Raw genomic sequence first — 22,186 nt, forward strand, 5'->3', positions numbered from 1 at the left:
TTGTTGAAGAATTAAAAGAAAGACAAGTTTTAAAACCGGTTGTTCAGAATAACGAAAAAGTTCAACAATAAATAATATCCCATACTATACATTTTCATTTTCGAGTATTATTTATTGTTAGCTATTGTGATATTACTTCTAACAAATACTGTTTCGTATTGTATCGTGTAATTTTTCTAATCCAATTTCCATATCTTTCTCGTTTAACATTGAATAGCTAATTCTTAATTGGTTATCATTTGTTTCGTAATTTAATAGACAAGCTGTTCCTGGTAAAAAAGAGACATCTACTTCATTTGCTTTTTGTAATAAGGTAAAGGGATCTATCGAATCAGGTAGTGTCACCCATAAATTAAAACCTCCATTTGGTATTTCAAAGTGTAGTTCTTTTAATGGCGATAATATATCAATTGTTAAATCACGTCTCATTTGTAAAGCTGTACGTAATTTTTCTAAATGGTTTTTCATACGTTCTGCACGTAAAAACGGTAGAAGTGCCTTCTGTGTTAATAAAGGACTACCGATATCCATTGAACCTTTTACTGCATATAGCCATTCAAAAATAGGACCATCGGCAATAAGTGCCGCGATACGCAGTCCTGGTGCTAACGTTTTACTAAATCCTTTTATATATATTACGTGGCCATCCTTATCAAAACTTTTGATTGGGGGCGGGATTATAGCATCCTCAAAATATATTTCTCCGAAAGAATCATCTTCAATAATAAAAAATTGATATAACTCCGATAGTTCTATAAGTTCCATTCTTCGTTCTTTACTCATTACTGTACCTGTCGGATTCTGGAAGGTGGGATTCGTATACAATAAAACGGGATTTTTACTTTGACAAATATCATCAATTAAGTCGGAGCGAACTCCATGATTATCAAGAGAAACGGGAATGATTTGAACACCTTTATTGATGAAAATATCAAGCGCAGCACTGTAACATGGACTTTCTACTAATACAATATCTCCAGGTTTTAATAATGTTTGAGCAATTAAATCAATTCCTTGTTGTGCGCCGCTTGTAATTAATAATTGAGATGGGTCTGTCACTAATTTCTGGTGTTCATTTAAGTAATTTGCTATTTCAACTCGCAATTCATAATCGCCTTGAACTGGCCCATAAGTTGCTAACAACATCGGATTTTTATCCAGCAATTTATGCATTTCATCTGCCAAAAATGGATTTGGTAACAGACGAGGATACAGAATTGCTTGTGAAAAATTATAATATTTACGGTGCTTATTCATTGCATATTGAGAACGCATAACATTAATCGTTTTCATTTGTTGCCATTTATACGGAATTGGTTTGAAATCTTTCTTTACCCGTTTATATATGTAAGCACCTTTTCCTTGTTCGATGCGTATATACCCTTTCGTTTCTAACTGTTTATACGCTTTACGAACTGTTAATACATTGATTTGTAAATCTGTGGCCATACAACGTAAAGAAGGAAGAGATTCACCATGTGAAAGCATACCACTTTGTATTCTGTCAACAATTTGCATATATATTTGCTTGTAATACGGTATGTTTGTTTCTTTACGCAATACAATTTTCATAGGTTCACCTATTTTTCTTTTTAACTTAATTAAAGCGAAAAATATATAGGGAATCAACTACAACTTGAAGTAACTGTTATATATACCGATACACTGTTATACACCATAGCCTCTATACTCATTCTAAGAGTAAAAAGGAGGAAGCAAAATGGTCATTTTTAATTACATTTTAGTATGTATTATTTTCGGGACAACATTTTTAACGATAAAAATTGGAATTGAAGCAGGGGTGCCACCGTTGTTTTCAGCAGGAATTCGCTTCTTTTTAGCGGGCATAATCCTTATGATTATTTTTAAATTAAAGCGAAAAGAAATTATGCCACATATATTTTCAAAACGCATTATGTATGCTGGATTTTGTTTAACATTTATGACATTCGCAAGTTTATATTGGTCAGAACAATATATTTCTTCGGGATTAGCTGCTGTTCTTTCTGCTACGGGACCAATGATGATTTTATTAATACAAGCAAAGAGGAATAGGGAGAAATTACAAAAGGAACAACTCGTTGCTTTAGTTATTGCACTAGCAGGTGTTATATTTGTTTCTTTACCAGGAATGCATCAACAAGTAAGTTTCATATGGAGTATTGCTTGTATTGTGTTAGTTATAGGGGAGTTATTTTACGGAATAGGCTCTATTCGTTCGAAAGAAATACTGTCAGATTTATCAAATGTATCACCATTTCTTATTAACGGTATTCAAATGTTTTATGGAGGGATTTTACTACTAATCGCATCTATTATTGTAGAACAACCAAATGTAACCGTATTAACTTCATGGAGTGTGCAATGGCCTATTTTATATCTCATATTTATCGGATCGATTGGTGGACACGGATTATATTACTGGCTCTTATCAAAAACAAATCCAGTATTTCCATCGACGTGGTTATATGTATCACCATTAATTGCAATAATTGTGGGATATATCATTTTAGGAGAACCTTTAAATCCTACAATGGGAATGGGGGCTTGTTTTATATTGATTGGTGTATTTTTGGCCAATCGTTCAACACTACGGACTTATTTCAAAAAAGGGCGGTTATTAGAGAAGGAGATGTAGTTTAATAAAGCAATAGCCCTGTATATTACAGGACTGACAAAATCAAAAACACAGTTGGAAAAATAACCAACTGTGTTTTTGATAATTAATTCACTTTTTTAATAAAGCCTTTATAATGACGTTTTACAAGCTGGCTTTCTAACGTCTTCATAGTTTCTAGTGCTACACCGACAATGATAAGTAAGCTTGTACCACCAATTTGAGCAGAAGGTGGTAACGTAGCAATTTTCGTGAATATGAGCGGTAATATAGAAATAGCACCTAAGAAAATTGCACCGATAAATGTTAAACGGTATAGAATTTTAGTTACATATTGTTCAGTTGCTTTACCAGGACGAATACCAGGAACATATCCATTTTGCTTTTTCAAATTCTCAGCCATTTGTTCAGGATTTACTTGAATAAATGCGTAGAAGTATGTGAAAGCAACAATAAGACCGACATAAAGTGTCATTCCAATTGGATGTGCGAAATCAAGATTTGCAACTAACCATTTTGATACGCTTGAATCAGGGAAGAGCTGCGCAATTGTACGCGGCGTCATTAAAAATGCAGAAGCAAAGATAACTGGTATAACACCAGCACTATTTACTTTAAGCGGTAAATGAGTGTTTTTTGCTCCTTGATATTGATTGTTTCCTGAAACAGCTTTTGCATATTGGATCGGTATTTTACGTACAGCTTGTTGAATGTAAATAACACCAACAACTATCGCTAAAATTACGAGTCCAATTAAAACAATTTTTATTATGTGCATAAATAGCTGATCGCCAGCATTTTGGAATTGTTGTAAATAAATTTGATTTGCAACATTTGGAATGGCGGCAACGAGACCTGCGAAGATAATCATCGAAATACCATTACCAACTCCGTTAGCGGTAATTTGTTCGCCTAACCAAAGTAAAAATGCAGTACCTGCAGTTAAAACTGTCGCAATAAATAAGTATGTAGTCCAGCTTTGATCTGTTATTAATTGTCCACCTGCTATATTATTAAAGCCATAAGACATTCCGATGGCCTGTATGAATGCGAGAATGATTGTAAAGTATCGAGTGAATTGAGCTGATTTCTTACGGCCCATTTCTCCTTGCTTTGCCCATTCCGAAAATTTAGGTATAACATCCATTTGTAGTAACTGTACTATGATGGAAGCTGTAATATATGGTGTAATACCTACAGCAAAGATTGAGAAGTGTTGCAATGCTCCTCCGCCAAATACGTTTAACATACCTAGAACGTTAGCTTGATCTTGTACTTTTAATACCTCTGCGTTAGTATGAGGAACTGGAATAAACGTGCCAATTCGAAAAACGATTAACATCGCTAGTGTAAAAAGGATTTTCCTTCTTATCTCAGCTACTCTCATGAAATTTGAAATCGTACGAAACATTATGTCGCCTCCTATATTTTTATCAGTAAAAAACTGATTATTATACCCTATGAAGTAACCACAAACCTCCTTCCGCACTAAATTCATTTGACAAATGGATTTTCATACACTTTGTAGTTTTCACGGATATAAAAATATAAGGTGTTATATAAGCGACCTATACACTTCACGTAATCATTCAATACCCATAATATATCGAATAAATTAACAAATGTACATACATACGCATTAAAAATGAATAAATAGGGTCATTTTTTACATTTATTTAATGATAAATTGATAGGACATTATACTGGTAAATGCGCTTCGTATATTCCTTTAATCAATTAAAATCCTCCACCTTTTTATTTTCTTACAATTAATATATCGATTTAAAAAGAATTTAAAATCAAATAAAAGTATGAAAGTACATACTACTTTAGTAGTAGTAATAGTAATCAATTGTATTTCAATTAAAATTCATGTGATTAGAGGATTCTTTTTATTTAAGAAGGAATAAATATTTAAAGAAAGCTAAATAAACAGTGTACATATTTATAGGGGAGAAGATGTAAATGAAAGTTTTTATAAAAAAATTTCCACCATTAGAAGTAGCATATATAAGACGAACTGGTAGCTACTTTGAACCACAAGATCACTGGGGAAAGTTACTGAATTGGTCAATTGAAAATAAACTTTATCCACCAGAGCAATCATTTATCGGAATATCATTAGATAATCCTGAACTTGTTGCAAGTCATAAGTGCCGGCATGATGCATGTGTTACGATTCCTGAAAACTTCGATAAAGAAAAGCATCATGATGTGCAATTTAAAAGATTAGATGGAGGTACATATGGTCTATACCAGTTCTATGATGAACCTCATAAATTAAGTGAAGCGTATCAATACATGTATGCAGAGTGGCTACCAAATAGTGAGTATGATGCAGATTATGATAGAGATAATTTAGAGTTTTGCTTAAATAATGTTGCTGAAGATCTAGACGGAAAGTTAAAGGTTAATTTATTTGTGCCAATTAAAAAGATATAAAAAACAAATAATTTCATTTGTAGCTTTAAAATGAAATTGGAATAGTAGTGAAAGAAAAACTTTTTTTGAAGATAATATTTCTAGCGTAGGAATTTAAGTATGTAGGTTGCAATGAAAGGAGAATCCACATGGATACATTTGTAAATGACAAGTTTTATGAAACGAGAGATCAATTAGTTGAGGAAATTAATTTGTTGAGTGATGCTCAATTTAATAGGAAACCAGATAAGGATAAATGGAGTATTGCACAAGTTTGTCATCATTTAGTTTTATTAGATGAGAGAGTTATAACAGTTATTTCATCAGGATTAAAAAAGTTAGATAGTACCCAAAATGAGCGTAAAGAAATTCACACTATTTTATTAGATAGAACGAAAAAGTTTATAGCTCCAGAAATGATTGAACCAAGTATAGAACCATTTGAAGTGGAGCAAATGCTCAATATGCTAAACGAATCAAGAAAAGAATTGATGCGTTTCCTGAGTACAATAGAAGATGAGTCTATATTAGCGAAAAAAGCAGTGATGCATCCAGCTCTTGGAGAATTATCCCTTGATCAGTGGATAGAACTGATTTATTTACATGAACAGCGTCATATTTCACAAATAAAAGAGATAAAATCGCTTTGTGAAATTGAAAAGTAAAAATCATTCCCTATTTATTGATGCGTATTATAAACAGGTAAAACGGTTGATTCATATTGACTCAGAAGAAAACAAAAATAGAATGAAATTAGTTGAAAGTAACCAATAAGCTTAAGAAAATATAAAACTATCCGATTTTCTGTATAAGTGTAACCCCGTCTTAAATGAAGAGCGGGGTTATTTTTTTGGAAGTATTTTCATTGAGAAGGAAATACTTCGACAATGAAATTCAAAAAAATAATCATCATAACATATTTTATATGCGAATTTTAGTAAATTGAAATAATGATTTTATGATGATGAATGATATGTCCTTATTTTGAAAGTACTCTTCACACGCTTAAGGAAGGGGTATTCTGTCAGGAAACGATAAAATACAATTCTGTTAGGGGATGTATGCAATTTATTCTCTTTATTTTGCAACAGAACCACCTTCAAAATTATCTTTTGTAGTTGAAGTTTCCTAAATAATAAGTTACATTTTTAAAGTTCAAGCAACTTTATGAAAGTACAAAAAGGGGAGAAATATTATTATTATGCAAAAAATGAAATGGAAGAACTATGTATGTTACTTTGTAATTCTATTACTGCTTGGAACAGCAGTAATAGTCAAACCACCTATCTCTAAGGCTGAGGAATCTGAAGTTAATATCACATTGTTAGGTACTGCAGATATTCATGGTAGATTTATGCCTTGGGATTATGCGCTTGATGGAGCAAATATGAGTGGAAGTTTGACGCAGCTTTATACGGTTATAAAGAAGGTCCGTCAAGAAAATCCCAATACCATATTAGTAGATGCTGGGGATACAATTCAAGGAAACTCAGTAGAATTATTCAACGATAAACCACAATCGCCAATGATGGTAGCGATGAATACAATGGGATATGACGCCTGGGCATTTGGAAATCATGAATTCAATTTTGGATTAGATACATTGAAAAAAGTTAGTGAGCAATATAAGGGAAAAACGTTAGCAGGAAATATTTATAAGGAAAATGGAGAGCGCTTTCTTCCTGCATATACAATTGTAGAAAAAGGTGGAATTAAAGTTGGGATTATTGGTATGAATACACCAATGATTAGTGATTTTGAAAAAGGGACAGATCACTTAGATGGTGTAGTGGTGAAAAATCCGGTAGAAGAGACGAAAAAGGCAATTAAGGAATTAGAAGGTAAAGTAGATGTAATGGTAGGAGTTATGCATATGGGATTAGAAAATGAGAATGGTATCCCTGGTACTGGTGTTCAAGATATTGCAAATGCTTGTCCGGAACTAAGCGCTATTTTTGCGGCTCATATGCATAAACTTGTAAAAAAAGAAGTTGTAAATGGCGTAATTATTACAGAACCAGATAAATATGGAACACATATTTCACGTATTGACCTTACTTTTACAAAGCAAGATGGGAAATTGGTTTTAAAAGATAAAATTGCTACCGCTATACCTGTAAAAAATGCTGATGGAACAACGATATTATCTGATCCTACACTTGAAGAAACATTAACACCTTTTCACGAATATGCGAGAGGAGATGCAAATGTTGTAGTCGCTCAATTAAAGGGGAGAAATCTTGTTCCTGAAAATGAAATAAAAGGTATTCCAAGTGTTCAGATTCAAGAAACACCTTTATCAGATTTCTTTCATGAAGTCATGCTCTACTACAGTAAAGCAGATGTAGTAGCCCATCAAATTGATAATGATTATGCCCGTTTGGATATAGGTCCTATTAAGAAAAAAGATATTGCGTACAATTACCAATATGCCTTGGGAGAAATTACAGTATATAAGATTTCTGGAAAAGATTTAAAAGACTATATGGAATGGGCAGCAGGATATTTTAACTCATCTCGTGCCGGAGATGTAACCGTTAGCTTTGATAAAACCCGCCGTGCATCTAAATACAGTACGAACGATTTCTTTGGAGGCGTAAAATACGAAATTGACTTAACAAAACCATATGGAAGTAGAATTACAAATTTACGCTCTATTCGTACAAACAAACCAATCAAAACGAGCGATGTTATGACGCTGGGAATGAATGCATATAGAATGGAGGCTCTTCAGGCAAAAGGGGGAGCTTTAGAGGGGCGTAAGTTTGAACAAATTTGGTCATCTAAACAAGAGAATGCATTTGGAGAAACTGGTGGAACCATTCGTAACCTTGCTATTACATATTTAAAAGAGGTAAAGAACGGTGTATACACACCAAAAGTTATGCGTAATTGGAAAATTACTGGTGTAGATTTACATTCTTCAGAGCATAAGGCTGTAGTTGATCTTGTGAATAAAGGGATTTTAGAAATTCCAAAAACAGAAGACGGAAAATACACAAATATAGCATCTATAAATACGAAAGACTCAATTTCAAAAGAAGAAATTGTAGCACTCGCACAAAAAGCAAATATTAATCCAAATGAGTTTAATCATGCAAAGACAAAAGGTGAATTTTATAAAAAACTTAATAGGATTACTAAAAAAATATAAATTATAAGGTTTCTTATAGTAATTGTTATTTTAATAGTATGAAACCCACTCTTACAATAGTAAAGAGTGGGTTTTTATGTTGTTATTTAGATGTAAGTATACTTTTATTAGAATGAATATAGATAATTAATAACTAACCAATTGGATGAGTGTCTATAAGGATTCTCTTTTATTCAAAATAATGTACATATGTGTTCCGTTCATTATTTATAATATTGACCACAATTTATGTAATTTTGCATAATGTTACATAAATTTCTTATTTTCTCTTTTTTCCGACAGGAATAGACAGTATACTTTGTACAAGCTTTCTATTTCAAAAATTATACGAGGTGAAATAATGAAAAACAAAAAGACATTAACTAAGGTAGCATTAACAACAGGATTAGCTTTAACAGCTGTGGCACCATATGGCGTAGGTCATGCAGAGGAAACAGATCAACTACAAGTTCAAATTCAAGAGGAATCGTTCCGTTCGGGTGAACTTACACAGCCGTCACAAAAGGCACCAGAAAATGTAGTAAAGGATGCACTTAAGGAGAAAACAGAGCAAGCTCTGTCCCAAAAACAAGTCAATGGAGAAGCAGGAGTAGATTATAAAGTCCTTCAAAAACGTGGTTCGTATGATGGAACTACACTTGTACGTATGCAGCAAACATACGAAGGAAAAGAAGTATATGGTCATCAATTAACTGCACACGTAGATAATAATGGTGTTATTAAAAGTGTTTCAGGTGATAGCGCGCAAAATTTAAAACAAGAAGAATTGAAAAAACCTATTAATCTATCAAAAGATGAAGCAAAACAATTTATTTATACGAAGTACGGGAACGATATCAAGTTTATTTCTGAGCCAGAAGTTAAAGAGGTTATTTTTGTTGATGAAGATAATGGAGAAGCTAAAAATGCATACCAAGTTACCTTTGAAGCTGCAACACCAAACTATGTTTCTGGTACTTATTTAGTAAATGCACAAAATGGTGATATGTTAAAAAATATGGTACAAGAATCTAACTTAAAAGCCAGTGACAAACTAGTTGGAGCTTTAAAGAAAAGTAAACAAAGCAGTCTTACATCATTAACTGGAACAGGAAAAGATGATTTAGGTATTTCTCGTTCATTTGGTATCTCTAAACAAAGTAATGGCAAATATGCTCTTGCTGATTATACAAGAGGGCAAGGAATTGAAACATATGATGTGAATTACAGAGATATTACTAAAGAAGAAAGCTATTATCCTGGTACATTAGCGACTAGTACTTCGGCAACATTTAACGATCCAAAAGCAGTAAGTGCTCATTACTTAGCAACAAAAGTATTTGATTTTTATAAAGATAAATACAAGCGTAATAGCTTTGATAATAAAGGACAAAAAGTAGTTTCAGTTGTACACGCTTGGGATTCTGAAGAGACGAATGATCCGAAAAATTGGCAGAATGCATTAAGTGCTAATAATGGAAGTATGCTTGTATATGGCGATCCTATCGTTAAAGCATATGACGTAGCTGGACATGAATTTACACATGCTGTTACTTCTAGCGAATCTAATCTTGAATATTACGGAGAATCCGGTGCGATTAATGAGGCATTATCTGATATTATGGGAACATCTATTGAGAAATACGTAAATAATGGAAACTTTAACTGGACAATGGGAGAACAAACAGGATCTGTTTTCCGTGATATGGAAAACCCAGCTTCTGTTCCATCTTCACTAGGAGTACCTTATCCAGATGATTACAGTGAATTTAACGATTTTAATGGATGGGATCAAGGCGGTGTTCATTTTAATTCAAGTATTATTAATAAAGTTGCGTATCTCATTGCGAAAGGTGGAACTCATAACGGAGTAACTGTTAAAGGAATTGGTGAAGATAAAATGTTTGATATTTTCTATTATGCAAATACAGATGAGTTAAACATGACTTCTAATTTCAAAGAATTGAAATCAGCATGTATTCGAGTGGCAACTAATAAATATGGTGCGAATACAGCTGAAGTTCAAGCAGTTCAAAAAGCATTTGATGCAGCAAAAATTAAGTAATTTAGAAATATAGTTATCATTCATATATTAATACATTATGAAAAAACAGCTAATATCATTTTAAGGATATTAGCTGTTTTTTTCGTAATGTATTGTTGGAAATAAACTGACTAAGCAATAATTAGGTGCGTTATCTGTAAGAAGTTGCGATAAATAAGGTTTAAAGTGTGTAAAAACAGAAAATTAATAATATATTGACCTCTTGATAGAAAGTCTATAAAATGAAAGCGATAACAAACGATTGCTTTAAAATGATTTCCCTGACCTTTTAGCATTTACAAATATATGAGGGCATACACAAATCTATTTTTTTAAGCATTAATGCAAACGCTTTCGTATTAAAAGGTCATTGAAATACATACGTGAAAATAGCCAATATGGAGGTGAATTAAAAGAGATTTCTAGATTAATTTAAGCAGTGTTATTCAGTGTAAGCATAATAAATCGCTAGTAATATTTGAAGAAAGGGTGTATGTGGTGCAAATTACAAAAAGATTAAGTAATAAAACAGTTTTATTACTTACTTTAATCATTATGTTATCATCTGTTTTCTCTTTTCAGAGTGTGAAGGCAGTTTCAAATTCGAAAACAACTGAAATTATCATTCATTACAAAGAAAAGCTTGGAAATACAAAAGACTGGAATCTTTGGTTATGGGGAGAAAATGCAAATGGTACATCTTATGAATTTACTGGTGAAGATGAATTTGGAAAATACGCTAAGATAAAAATAGACGGTGACTATAATCGTGTAGGATTTATAGTTCGAACAAATGAATGGGAAAAAGATGGTGGGGATCGTTGGATTGAAAATATAAAGGACGGTCGTGCTGAAGTATGGATTCTTTCGGGTGATGAAAAAGTATATAACTCTAAGCCTTCATCGGATCTCTCAATTCAAAAAGCAACTATTGATAGTTTTAATGAAATTACTGTAACGACTAATGTCCCGTTTCATATTAAGGAAAAGAAAATTGAAATTGAAGGCATTAAAATTAAAAATATTACTCCTTATGATACAAACAGTGGAGATATTACTAATAAGGTTAAAATAATTACGGAACAGAAAATTGATTTAAAACAAACATACAAAGTTAAAATTGAAAACTTAGCTGATACGAATACTGAAATTGGTAAAGTCATTCGTAGCGAAGAATTTGATAATTTATTTTATTATGGTGGCAACGATTTAGGAAATACATATACTCCGCAACATACAAAGTTCCGTTTATGGGCTCCTACTGCAAGCGAAGCGAAGTTAGTTACATATAAAAACTGGAACGATAAAATAGGTGCTGAAATAAACATGCAACAAGGTGAAAAGGGAACTTGGACAGCAGAACTAAAGGGGAACCAAAAAGGGCTCTTTTATGCGTATAAGGTCAAAATTGGTGATAAGTGGACTGAAGCGGTTGATCCATATGTGCGTGCTGCTTCTGTAAATGGGGATAAAGGTGCAGTCGTTAATTTAGAAGAAACAAATCCGAAAAAATGGAAAGCAAACAAAAAGCCAAAATTTAAAAATCCGGAAGATGCTATTATTTATGAGTTACATGTACGCGATCTTTCCATTCAACCTGAAAGTGGTATTAAACAGAAAGGGAAGTATTTAGGTGTAACAGAAAAAGGAACAAAAGGGCCAGGAGGTGTAAAAACAGGACTTGATCATATAAAGGACCTTGGTGTTACTCACGTTCAGTTTTTACCGATATTTGATTATGCTTCAGTAAATGAAGAGACTTTAAATGAACCGCAATATAACTGGGGATATGATCCTAAAAATTTCAACGTTCCAGAAGGCTCCTATTCTACAAATCCTTATGAGCCAACTGTTCGAATAACTGAATTAAAGCAAATGGTTCAAACACTACATGATAATAATCTTCGAGTAGTGATGGATGTAGTATATAACCATATGTATAATGCTGCTGAATCTAATTTTCATAAGTTAGTTCCAGGTTATTATTATCGTTACAATGAAGATGGAACATTTGCAAATGGAACTGGAGTAGGAAATGATACTGCTTCAGAAAGAAAAATGATGAGGAAATTTATGATAGATTCTGTAACATATTGGGCAAAAGAATACAATTTAGATGGATTCCGTTTTGATTTAATGGGTATTCATGATTATGAAACGATGAATGAAATACGTAAAGCTGTTAATCAAATTGACCCTTCTATTATACTACACGGAGAAGGATGGGATTTAAATACACCTCTTGCAGCTGAGTTGAAAGCAAATCAAAAAAATGCAGAGAAAATGAAAGGGATTGCTCATTTTAACGATAATATACGTGATGGGTTGAAAGGTAGTGTATTTGAGGAAAAGGAAAATGGTTTTGTAAATGGAAAGCAAAACATGGAAGATCGTATTAAAAAAGGCATTACAGCAGGTATTGACTATGATACAAATTCGTCTACCTATCAAGATCCTGAACAGGTATTAACTTATGTGGAAGCACATGACAATCATACATTATGGGATAAACTTGAGTTAACTAATCCAGGTGACAGTGAAGAAATGCGAAAACAAATGCACAAATTGTCTTCTTCAATTTTATTAACATCACAAGGAGTTCCATTTTTACATGCAGGGCAAGAGTTTATGCGGACGAAATACGGTGATCATAATAGTTACAAATCTCCAGATTCAATTAACCAGATGGATTGGCTGCGCCGTGCAACGTTTAATAATGAAGTAGATTATATGAAGGGTTTAATAGAATTACGCAAAAAGTACTCAGCTTTTCGAATGACATCTGCAGAGCAAATAAAAACACACGTATCATTTATTGATGCTCCGAAAAATACTGTAGCTTATACAATAGAGGGGAATAAAAATGAATACTTTACAGTGGCTCACAATGCAAATAGAGAAGCTGTTGAAATAACACTTCCATCGAAAGGGCCTTGGAAAGTACTAGTAGACAGCAAGCAGGCGGGAAGTAAACCACTTTATGTTGTCCATGACAATAAAATTAAAGTTCCTGCATTAAGTTCATTTGTCTTAAAAACAGAGAAACCGATTAAATAAAAGCGAAGAATGTGGAAATAAATACTGCATTGAGCAAATTTAACAAGGATTGCAAATAAAAAAAGCGAAGTGAAGATTATTCTCACTTCGTTTTTAAAGTTAATGTAATATAATTTCACATACTGTAATTATATTACAATTTAATAAAAGAAATAAGCAATAGATTGTTTCTTTTGTGACAGTAGGAGGAGAAGATATCTTTGAGTTTATTTATAAAATTACCTGAAATACATTCGTAATTCATATAATGTTTATTATATATTCGAACATATAACGAACTAGATGTTCGAGTTGTATTAATTCCTACAAATCGTTTAAAAATAACAAAGGCGTAAAAAGTATATGGAATTAAAATAGAGAAAAGACACCATTCAAGGTGTCTTTTCTCTATTTTGAATATGAAATGTAAGTAACTCGATTGTATGTAATAGCATGTGATATTTTCACACTAACTGATTAAGAAAAATTTAAAACTCTTTTCTTAATCTATTTGTAATAAATTACATCATAAAATTTTATCGATATAATAAATAAAACTTTCTCAACATTATTTGACTTAATAACTATATTCAACCGCTCTCCAATCCATTACAATAATTTCACATTGGAAATACATGAATATTCTCAATGTTATAAATGGTTTATACCTTATAGGATTACTATGGGAAAGGATGTGAAATATCCAAAAAGAAATCATTTTTTATGATGAAATAAAAAATTTTAATGAAGAAAAAGTTATTTCATTATTTTCAAGTTTCGTTAAAGTGCATGTATTTATAATCAATATGAGACAAGGAGCAGAATCCGAAAAAATTTTTGTAAATTAGAAAATTGCATTTCAAAAATAAGTTAAACGTTTATGGAGGGTTATATGAGCGAGAAAATTTATTACTGGTCTCCGATTAAGCATTGGGAGAAGTTGCATAATGAAGTTTTGATAGGGGAAATGAGATTTACAGGTATTCTGTCTGAGTGGTTTCCAGATTTTTATTTTATGGCTCAAAAAGGTGTGAAAATTAGTGAACTAGTAGAGCGCTTTTCGTTAGGAAATGTAGAAGAGACACAAAAAAACATAGAGCTCATGATAAAAAATCGTGTGTTAGTAAGTAACATATTACACCCAAGAGAAGTATTTTCTTCACAAGAAAAGATTTTTTCAAATCCATATAGCAACCAGATTCGCTTTTCTAAAGAAAAGTTAGATAAATATATGAGTGAACAATTAAATCGCACGCACGTTGCTGCACGGTCGACCGAAATTCAACTTGAAACAACAAATGAGCTACCTACTATAATCAAGGAACGTAGATCTTGTCGTCAATTTGATATGGAAAAACATATTAATTTTTCGGAATTTTCCCGATTCTTATCAACTCTAAAACAGGTTAGGGAAGAAAAAATATACTATCATTACGCAAGTGCAGGCGGGCTCTATCCCATTGATATCTTTGTTTATGTAAAACCAAAACGTATAGAGGGTATGAAAGCTGGATTTTATTATTATAACCCATCAAAAAATAGTCTTGTGATTGTAAACAACATTGATCAAGTAATCAAAAGTGATCATGAGTTAATTAATCAGGATTTATTTACTCAATCTGCCTTCTCAGTTTATTTGGTTTATAATGCGAACGCTTCCATCCCGAAATACGGTTCAGATGGATATTTATTTGCTTGTATTGAGTCAGGCATTATCACTGCTACCTTAAATATGGTTGCTGAGACATTAAATTTAGGGGTTTGTTCCGTTGGTCATATGAAATTTGAAGATATTCAGCAATTTTTATGTTTGGATAATCATCAAGTGTTTCTCCATGGGCTTGAAGTTGGCTTAAAAATTAACGAGTAGAAGAAATGAATATTAGGGGGATAAAGATAAAAATGCACATTAAAGATCGAAGTTCGATTCATGAAAATAAAGAAGTAGAAGCGTTTTGGAAGGAGCAATTATCTTCCGAGATTCTCGATTTTTCTGTATTTAAATTTAATAGCGATTACCAACTAAATAAAGAAACACCTTGTGAGTACGTTCAAGTCATAGTGAATGTAGAATTTAGTAAAAGTATACAAAAAATAAGTAAGTCTCAAGATTTATTATTATTTAGCTGGTTTCAAGCCGCTTTAAGGGTTTGTTTGGCACATTATACAGATCAAGAAAGAATTACTATTGGTATTCCTATAATTGAAAAGAATCTTGAACAAAGTGAGAATCTTAATAAGTTGATTCCTTTAGGAAGTGAAATCCAGCCGCATCACACCTTTAAACAATTAGTAAATGAGATTGAACAAACGACTTTATTCGGGTATGAAAATCAGGAGTATCCGCTCTCTGAATTATTAGTTAAACACAATTTAACTCCTTTTCAAATTGTAATCGGGATGGAAGGATTACATAATGAAAATTCGCTAGAAGAATACGCAGAGAATAATTTAGCCCTATGGATACGAAGAAAATGGAATGAAATACATAATGAATTTGAATTTCAAATTTCTTGCAAGTCCCGTTCATTCTCTTCTTTGCAACAGTTTGCCAATTCGTATTGTTATGTTTTAAAGCAAGTTTCACAAAATCCGAATTTGGCATTGAAAGATATTTGTATTATTGCAGAAGAAGAAAAAGAGTTGTTAGAAGGATTGAATACTTTTCAAACGGGTATAGACTTGTTTCAATCATTTCAAGATTTGTTTGAAGCGCAAGTATTAAAAACTCCAGATCAAATTGCTGTTGTTTGTAATGAACAATCTTTGACATATAGAGAATTGAATAAGAAAGCGAATCAATTGGCTTCTATTCTTCAAAGTAAAGGTGTTTCAAAAGAAAGTATTATTGGCGTTATGGTAGATCGGTCATTAGAAATGATTATTGGTATGATGGGGATTTTAAAAGTAGGAGCAGCGTATTTACCAATCGACCCTAACTACCCAACTGAACGAATTGAATATATGTTACAAGATAGTCAAGCAAAATATTTACTTAGTAAGCGAACAGAGGAAGTATTGCCGCAATTTGCGGGTGAAGTACTGTATCTTGATAAAGAATATCTTTTCCAAGGTGAAGAAAGTAATTTAGTACGAGAACATAATCCTAATGATTTGGCTTATGTTATTTACACATCAGGATCGACAGGAAATCCAAAAGGGGTAATGATCGAACAAAAATCGCTAGTTCATTTTTTAAATGTAATGAGAGAAAAAGTAAAGGCTAATCAATCATTCTTGTTTCTTGCTAGTGTATCTTTTGATATTTCCTTGTTAGAAATATGTCTTCCTTTAACGCAAGGTTCAAAAGTAGTAATTGCTACAGAGGACCAGTTTGCAACAAAAGAATTGGCTCATTTGGTCAAAAAACATAAGGTGGATTTATGGGAATCAACGCCATCGCGAATGGAAGTGATTTTGAGTGATCCAGAAGGGGCGATTTTTCTAAAAGATTTAAAATCTATTTTATTAGCAGGAGAATCATTTTCCATTGATTTGGTTGAAAAAATTCGTTGTATCAGTGAAGCAACAATTTTAAATATTTATGGTCCCACAGAAACAACCATTTGCGCAACAGTAAAAGACTTGAGCACTTCCAAAGAAGTTACGATCGGCAAACCAAATCCGAATTATCATTCCTATATATTGAATAAGTATGGCCAATTAAAACCATTTGGAATTCCCGGTGAACTCTGCATTGCTGGAGTAGCGGTAGCACGAGGGTATCTTGGTAAAAGTAAACTGACAGATGAAAAATTTGTACAGAGTCCTTTTGCGGCAGGGGAAATGATGTATCATACAGGTGATCTCGTTCGTTGGTTGCCTAATGGAGAACTTGAGTATTTAGGTCGAATGGATCATCAAGTGAAAATTCGAGGGTATCGGATTGAATTAAGAGAAATCGAAACTCAATTAAGGGAATATCCAGAAATAAACCAGGCTATCGTTGTTGATCAAGTGTATGGAAATAGGAAATTATTAGCTGCCTACTATGTATCGGATAACAAGGTGTCTTTTGGTGAAATCAGAAAATATTTAAGTAATAAATTACCTGAGTTTATGATTCCTGAAAAAATGATTCAGGTAGAAGAGATTCCATTGAATCCAAATGGAAAAGTGGATAGAAAAAGGTTATTGGATATAACCCAAACGGATTATGTATCAATTCCATACGTTGCCCCGCGCAATGAAATTGAACAAAAATTGGTGCGTGCGTGGGAAAAAGTTATGGAGATTGAGGGAATCGGTATTCATGATAATTTTTTTGCATTAAAAGGAGAATCTATTAAAGCACTTCAGGTAATTAATTTATTAAGAAAAGACTGCTTAAAAATAAGTACAACAGATTTTTTTAAGCACCCTACAATCGCTCAACTGAGTTCTTGTGTAAAGTTAGAGCATAAAGAAGAAAACTTTGAAAGTAAACCAACTCATGTTAAAGATTTGTCTAATCCATTTTCCTTAACAGAAGTTCAGACGGCGTATATGTTAGGAAGGAATTCACAGTTTGAATTAAGTGGTATTTCACCTCAAACATATTTTGAATATGAAACAGCATTGGATATCAATCGTCTTTCAAAAAGTTTTCACAAGGTGATCCATCGTCATCCAATGTTGCGAGCTGTAATTTTACCAGAGGGAAAACAGCAAATATTACAAAGCGTTCCTGATTACGAGATTGAAATAGTGAGTCTCATAGATTTAGATGATAGGAATCAAAATGCTCGCTTACAAGAAGAGCGTTCTCGAATGACTAACCATGTATTCCCTTTGGGGCAATGGCCTTTGTTTGAATTGAAAGCTTTTCTTTTAAAAGAAGACACATATTTATTATGTTTTCGATACGATGCTTTATTAATGGACGGAGCAAGCATGAACATTGTTGGACAGGATTTGTTGCATTATTATTATAAACCAAATCAAAAATTAGAATCTTTATCTTTTGATTTTCAAGATTATATGTTTATCTATGATGAAATGGAACAAAGCGAAGAATATAAAACAGCAAAAGATTATTGGACAAGTAAGCTTCCTGACTTTCCGTTTGCACCTTCTTTGCTGTTAAAAAAGGATCCAGCAGAGATTGCTACTCCTAAATTCCAATCACTTACAAAAATCCTGGATAATAAAAAATGGACAAAGCTACGAAAGTTAGCACAAGAGAAAGAGGTAACTCCTTCCGCTCTACTTTGTACAATATATGGTGATGTGTTGGCATATTGGAGTAATCAACGTCGATTAGCAATTAACTTGACTGTATTTAACCGTTATCCTGTTCATGATGAAGTAGAACAGATTGTTGGAGATTTCACATCGCTTATTTTATTGGATGTTGATGTAAAACCAGAGCAAACTTTCTTTACTAGAGTAAAAGAAACGCAAGCTACTTTATTAGATGGCCTTGAACATCGTCATTACGATGGAGTTAACTTTATTCGAGATTTTACTCGATATCATCAAATGACGCCAAAAGCAGTTATGCCAATCGTTTTCACCTCGATGTTAGCAGGTGCAGGTGCTTTCTCTTGGGAACAACTTGGTTCTCTTCGCTATATTCATGCTCGGACTCCACAAGTGTATTTGGATAATGTAGTAATTGAAAAAAATGGAGAGTTACTAATTAGCTGGAACTATGTTGAAGAGTTGTTTGATGTTGATGTAATAGAAGCAATGTTTTCCCAATTTGTTGACTTATTGGAACAATTGGTGAAACAAAGCGATATAACATCTTTGCAGATGAAAGAATCGGATCAAACTTTAATTAAGCAATACAATGAAACAACAGAAAAAATACCTTCAACTACTCTGTATCAATTATTTACAGACCAAGTAAAACGTACACCGGATGAAGTAGCAGTGGTATTTGAACAAGAATGGTTAACATACTCGGAACTTCATAAACGTTCTAATCAAATTGCCCACTTCTTAAAAGAGCAAGGTATTGGTCTAGGTGACAAAGTGGGTCTTTTAGCAAAAAGGCGAGTTGACACAATTGTTAATATGTTAGGTATTTTAAAATCAGGTGCCGCTTATGTTCCGATTGATCCCGATCATCCTTTAGATCGCCAAACATATATTTTAAAAAATAGCTCATGCAAGCTTTTATTAGAACCTAGTCTTTATGAAGAAAATCATTTGTCATTTTATACAACAGAAGATATGCCCGCTATTGCTGGTCCAGAAGATATTGCCTATATTATATACACTTCAGGAAGTACAGGAAAACCAAAAGGAGTAATTATTACTCACCAAGCGGTTACAAATACTATTCAAGACATAAATCAAAAATATGAGGTGAATGAAGATGATCGTATTATTGGTATCTCTTCCATGTGTTTTGACCTATCTGTATACGATATTTTCGGAGCTTTAAGCACAGGTGCAATGTTAGTAATGATTCGTGATCCGAGAGACATGCAAGAATTAATCCGCACTGTCGAACGTAGAGGGATTACAATTTGGAATACAGTGCCTGCAATCATGGATTTGGCATTGGATCAAGTAGGTTCTCATTTTGAATATCCTTCTTTACGTTTAGTTTTACATAGTGGAGATTGGATTCCGCTTTCTTTACCAGAAAAAATAAAAAGACATTTTCCGATTGCAGAAGTAGTTTCACTAGGAGGGGCAACAGAAGCATCGATTTGGTCAATTTATTATCCGGTCAAACAGGTGGAATCACATTGGAATAGTATTCCATACGGGATGCCCTTGGCAAACCAAACGTATTATGTGTTGAACTATGAAAAGAAAATGTGCCCTGTTGGTGTAATTGGAGATTTATATATCGGGGGAGTGGGCCTTGCTAAAGGATATTTAAATGATGAAAAGAAAACAAATGAAGCGTTTGTTTCACATCCTGATTTTGGTCTTATATATAAAACAGGAGATTGTGGAAAAATGCATTCTGAGGGATATATTGAATTTTTAGGCCGCCAAGATTACCAAGTGAAAATTCAGGGATATCGAGTAGAGTTAGAAGAAATCTCTCATTGTCTTCTAACTTATAAACAAGTCGAACATGCTGTCGTAATTGATCAAACAGATGAGAACGGGATAAAATTTTTAGTTGCATATGTGGTAACTGAGCAAAATATTAGTACAACAGAACTACGAAAGCATTTGCGAGATCACTTGCCAGATTATATGATTCCTTCTTATTTTGTTTATTTGGACCAATTACCCCTGACTCCAAACGGGAAATTAGATAGAAAAGCGCTCCCTACTCCGGAGAAACAAAAAAATGAAGTATTTATTGCCCCAAAAACTGAAATGGAAAAAATATTAACTAGTATTTGGCAAGAAGTACTCAAAATAGATCAAGTTGGAGTAAATGATCATTTCTTCGCCTTAGGTGGAGATTCGATAAAAGCAATTCAAGTGTCCGTTAGACTGTATCGACAAGGATTCGAGCTTGAACCAAAAAATCTATTTTCATTTCCTATATTAAGAGATATGGTTCAATTTGTTAAAAAGCTAGACCAGTTTTCAAGTTCACAAACAAATGATGTAAATATAATGAACGATAATAAAGCTACATTACTAAATGTTAAAGATAAACAACTTAATCAACATACACTTACCAAAATACAAGAAAAAATGCCGGATATAAAAATAGAACGTATTTACCCGCTAGCACCTTTCCAGGAAATTATTTATGAGCATGCTACGAATGAACCTGATACAAATGCATATTTTGAACAAACAATTTGGGCACTTGAGGGGGAGCTGGATATTAAACTCTTTATTCAGTGTTTCCAACAATTAGTTGATCGTCATGATTCTTTAAGAACAATAATTGTGCAAGATGAACAAGCAAAACCTTGGCAAGCTGTTCTATATGATGTTCAAATAAATTCAGAAATAAAAAACTTGATTGAGATGACGAAACAAGAACAGCAAGAATTCCTAGATCAGTGGATGAATGAAAATTTAAGTCAAGGATTTAAAAATGGTGAACTTATGACCCGTCTCTGTATATTCCAACTAGGTAATAACGAGTATAAGGTAATTTGGAGTTCCCATCATCTATTATGTGATGGTTGGAGCGTCAGCATTTTGATAGACGAATTATTCCAGCTCTACGAAACTACAAATGCGGGAACTACGGCGGAGTTACCTATGGTAAAACCTTTTGAAACATTTATAGATTGGACTTTGGCACAAGATCATGAGAAAGCACGTCATTTTTGGCGAGATTATTTATCAGGATACAATCAGAAAATTAGTATTCCTAAAAAGAAAGTCCCATCTAAAAGTGAAGGGTTAAACTTCACTTTTATGGATTTAACATTAGACAAGGATTTGACTGATCAGTTACAGACATTTGTAACTAAAAATAATATAACTATGAATACGGCATTACTAGCTGTATGGGGAATATTGCTTGGCAAATTTAACGGAACGAGAGAAGTAGTATTGCCTAATCTAGTATCAGTCAGACCTCCCGAAGTAGAAGGAATTGAAAATATGTTCGGTCTGTTCACAAATATTTTGCCTATCCGATTAGCATGGACAGAAACGCAATCTTTTGTGGATTTTCTGCAAAAGGTACAACTAGAGACATTGAAATGTAATGAGTATGCATACTATTCATTTGTTGATATACAAAAGCAAAGTGAATTAAAAACTGAGTTGACTGACCATCTTTGGGTTTTTGAAAACTATCCAACTAATCCAGCAATCTTTTCTTCAAATGAAAACAGACATTTTGCTATCACGGATTACGAAGTTGTTGATGAGCCACATGTAAAGTATGGAATTATGTGCTTCCCTGAAGAAAAACTTACAATAAAGTTTGGATTTGATCAAACGGTATATGAAACAGAGAAAATACAGGAAATATTAAATCAGATCCATGGATTAATCAACATGATTCTTCAAAATCCAATACAAGCAATTGGTGATTACAAATTATAAAAAATAAAAAGGCGAG

10 protein-coding genes are annotated in these 22,186 nt (G+C 32.9%); 8 read left to right on the forward strand and 2 right to left on the reverse strand.

Annotated features, from left to right (window positions below; translation table 11 throughout):
- Positions 1-138 precede the first annotated feature (138 nt).
- A complete protein-coding gene (gene pdxR / locus HMPREF2590_RS15130; protein ID WP_000706791.1) occupies positions 139-1,572 on the reverse strand; it encodes a MocR-like pyridoxine biosynthesis transcription factor PdxR in 1,434 nt (477 codons plus the stop codon).
- Between the two features lie 148 nt (positions 1,573-1,720).
- Between pdxR and HMPREF2590_RS15135 the strand changes: the two genes are divergently transcribed.
- Positions 1,721-2,638 carry a DMT family transporter gene (locus HMPREF2590_RS15135; RefSeq protein WP_050821884.1) on the forward strand — a complete coding sequence of 306 codons (918 nt, stop codon included), beginning with the start codon at positions 1,721-1,723 and terminating at the stop codon, positions 2,636-2,638.
- Positions 2,639-2,723: 85 nt separating this feature from the next.
- On the opposite strand, the gene secY is transcribed toward HMPREF2590_RS15135, so the two are convergent.
- Positions 2,724-4,028 (reverse strand): preprotein translocase subunit SecY, encoded by a 1,305-nt coding sequence (gene secY, locus HMPREF2590_RS15140; protein ID WP_000490133.1) that lies wholly within the window; start codon positions 4,026-4,028, stop codon positions 2,724-2,726.
- 554 nt (positions 4,029-4,582) lie between these two features.
- Here secY and HMPREF2590_RS15145 point away from each other — a divergent pair.
- The 7 genes from HMPREF2590_RS15145 to HMPREF2590_RS15175 all read left to right on the forward strand — a co-directional run bounded on the left by HMPREF2590_RS15145 (position 4,583) and on the right by HMPREF2590_RS15175 (position 22,170).
- On the forward strand, positions 4,583-5,059 hold the full coding sequence (locus tag HMPREF2590_RS15145; RefSeq protein WP_000862353.1) for an AraC family transcriptional regulator: 477 nt from the start codon (positions 4,583-4,585) through the stop codon (positions 5,057-5,059).
- Positions 5,060-5,187: 128 nt separating this feature from the next.
- Entirely contained in the window at positions 5,188-5,703 is a 516-nt protein-coding gene (locus HMPREF2590_RS15150) for a DinB family protein (protein WP_050821883.1), read from the forward strand.
- Between the two features lie 536 nt (positions 5,704-6,239).
- On the forward strand, positions 6,240-8,192 hold the full coding sequence (locus HMPREF2590_RS15155; RefSeq protein ID WP_050821882.1) for a bifunctional metallophosphatase/5'-nucleotidase: 1,953 nt from the start codon (positions 6,240-6,242) through the stop codon (positions 8,190-8,192).
- 340 nt (positions 8,193-8,532) lie between these two features.
- Positions 8,533-10,236 carry a M4 family metallopeptidase gene (locus HMPREF2590_RS15160; RefSeq protein ID WP_050821881.1) on the forward strand — a complete coding sequence of 568 codons (1,704 nt, stop codon included), beginning with the start codon at positions 8,533-8,535 and terminating at the stop codon, positions 10,234-10,236.
- A gap of 477 nt (positions 10,237-10,713) precedes the next feature.
- On the forward strand, positions 10,714-13,272 hold the full coding sequence (gene pulA, locus HMPREF2590_RS15165; RefSeq protein WP_050821880.1) for a type I pullulanase: 2,559 nt from the start codon (positions 10,714-10,716) through the stop codon (positions 13,270-13,272).
- 871 nt (positions 13,273-14,143) lie between these two features.
- Positions 14,144-15,121: a SagB/ThcOx family dehydrogenase gene (locus HMPREF2590_RS15170; protein ID WP_030025811.1), complete on the forward strand. Its 978-nt coding sequence runs from the start codon at positions 14,144-14,146 to the stop codon at positions 15,119-15,121.
- A 32-nt stretch (positions 15,122-15,153) separates the two neighbouring features.
- Complete coding sequence (locus HMPREF2590_RS15175) at positions 15,154-22,170, forward strand: non-ribosomal peptide synthetase (RefSeq protein ID WP_050821879.1); 7,017 nt, start codon at positions 15,154-15,156, stop codon at positions 22,168-22,170.
- Positions 22,171-22,186: the final 16 nt, after the last annotated feature.

This window comes from Bacillus sp. HMSC036E02, from assembly GCF_001836235.1.
In the GTDB taxonomy this organism is placed as follows: Bacteria; Bacillota; Bacilli; order Bacillales; family Bacillaceae_G; genus Bacillus_A; species Bacillus_A cereus.

Bases quoted from the DNA above. Each gene is read 5' to 3' on its own strand.
- pdxR (WP_000706791.1), bottom strand. From the start codon at position 1,572: ATGAAAATTGTATTGCGTAAAGAAACAAACATACCGTATTACAAGCAA.
- HMPREF2590_RS15135 (WP_050821884.1), top strand. From the start codon at position 1,721: ATGGTCATTTTTAATTACATTTTAGTATGTATTATTTTCGGGACAACA.
- secY (WP_000490133.1), bottom strand. From the start codon at position 4,028: ATGTTTCGTACGATTTCAAATTTCATGAGAGTAGCTGAGATAAGAAGG.
- HMPREF2590_RS15145 (WP_000862353.1), top strand. From the start codon at position 4,583: ATGAAAGTTTTTATAAAAAAATTTCCACCATTAGAAGTAGCATATATA.
- HMPREF2590_RS15150 (WP_050821883.1), top strand. From the start codon at position 5,188: ATGGATACATTTGTAAATGACAAGTTTTATGAAACGAGAGATCAATTA.
- HMPREF2590_RS15155 (WP_050821882.1), top strand. From the start codon at position 6,240: ATGCAAAAAATGAAATGGAAGAACTATGTATGTTACTTTGTAATTCTA.
- HMPREF2590_RS15160 (WP_050821881.1), top strand. From the start codon at position 8,533: ATGAAAAACAAAAAGACATTAACTAAGGTAGCATTAACAACAGGATTA.
- HMPREF2590_RS15170 (WP_030025811.1), top strand. From the start codon at position 14,144: ATGAGCGAGAAAATTTATTACTGGTCTCCGATTAAGCATTGGGAGAAG.
- HMPREF2590_RS15175 (WP_050821879.1), top strand. From the start codon at position 15,154: ATGCACATTAAAGATCGAAGTTCGATTCATGAAAATAAAGAAGTAGAA.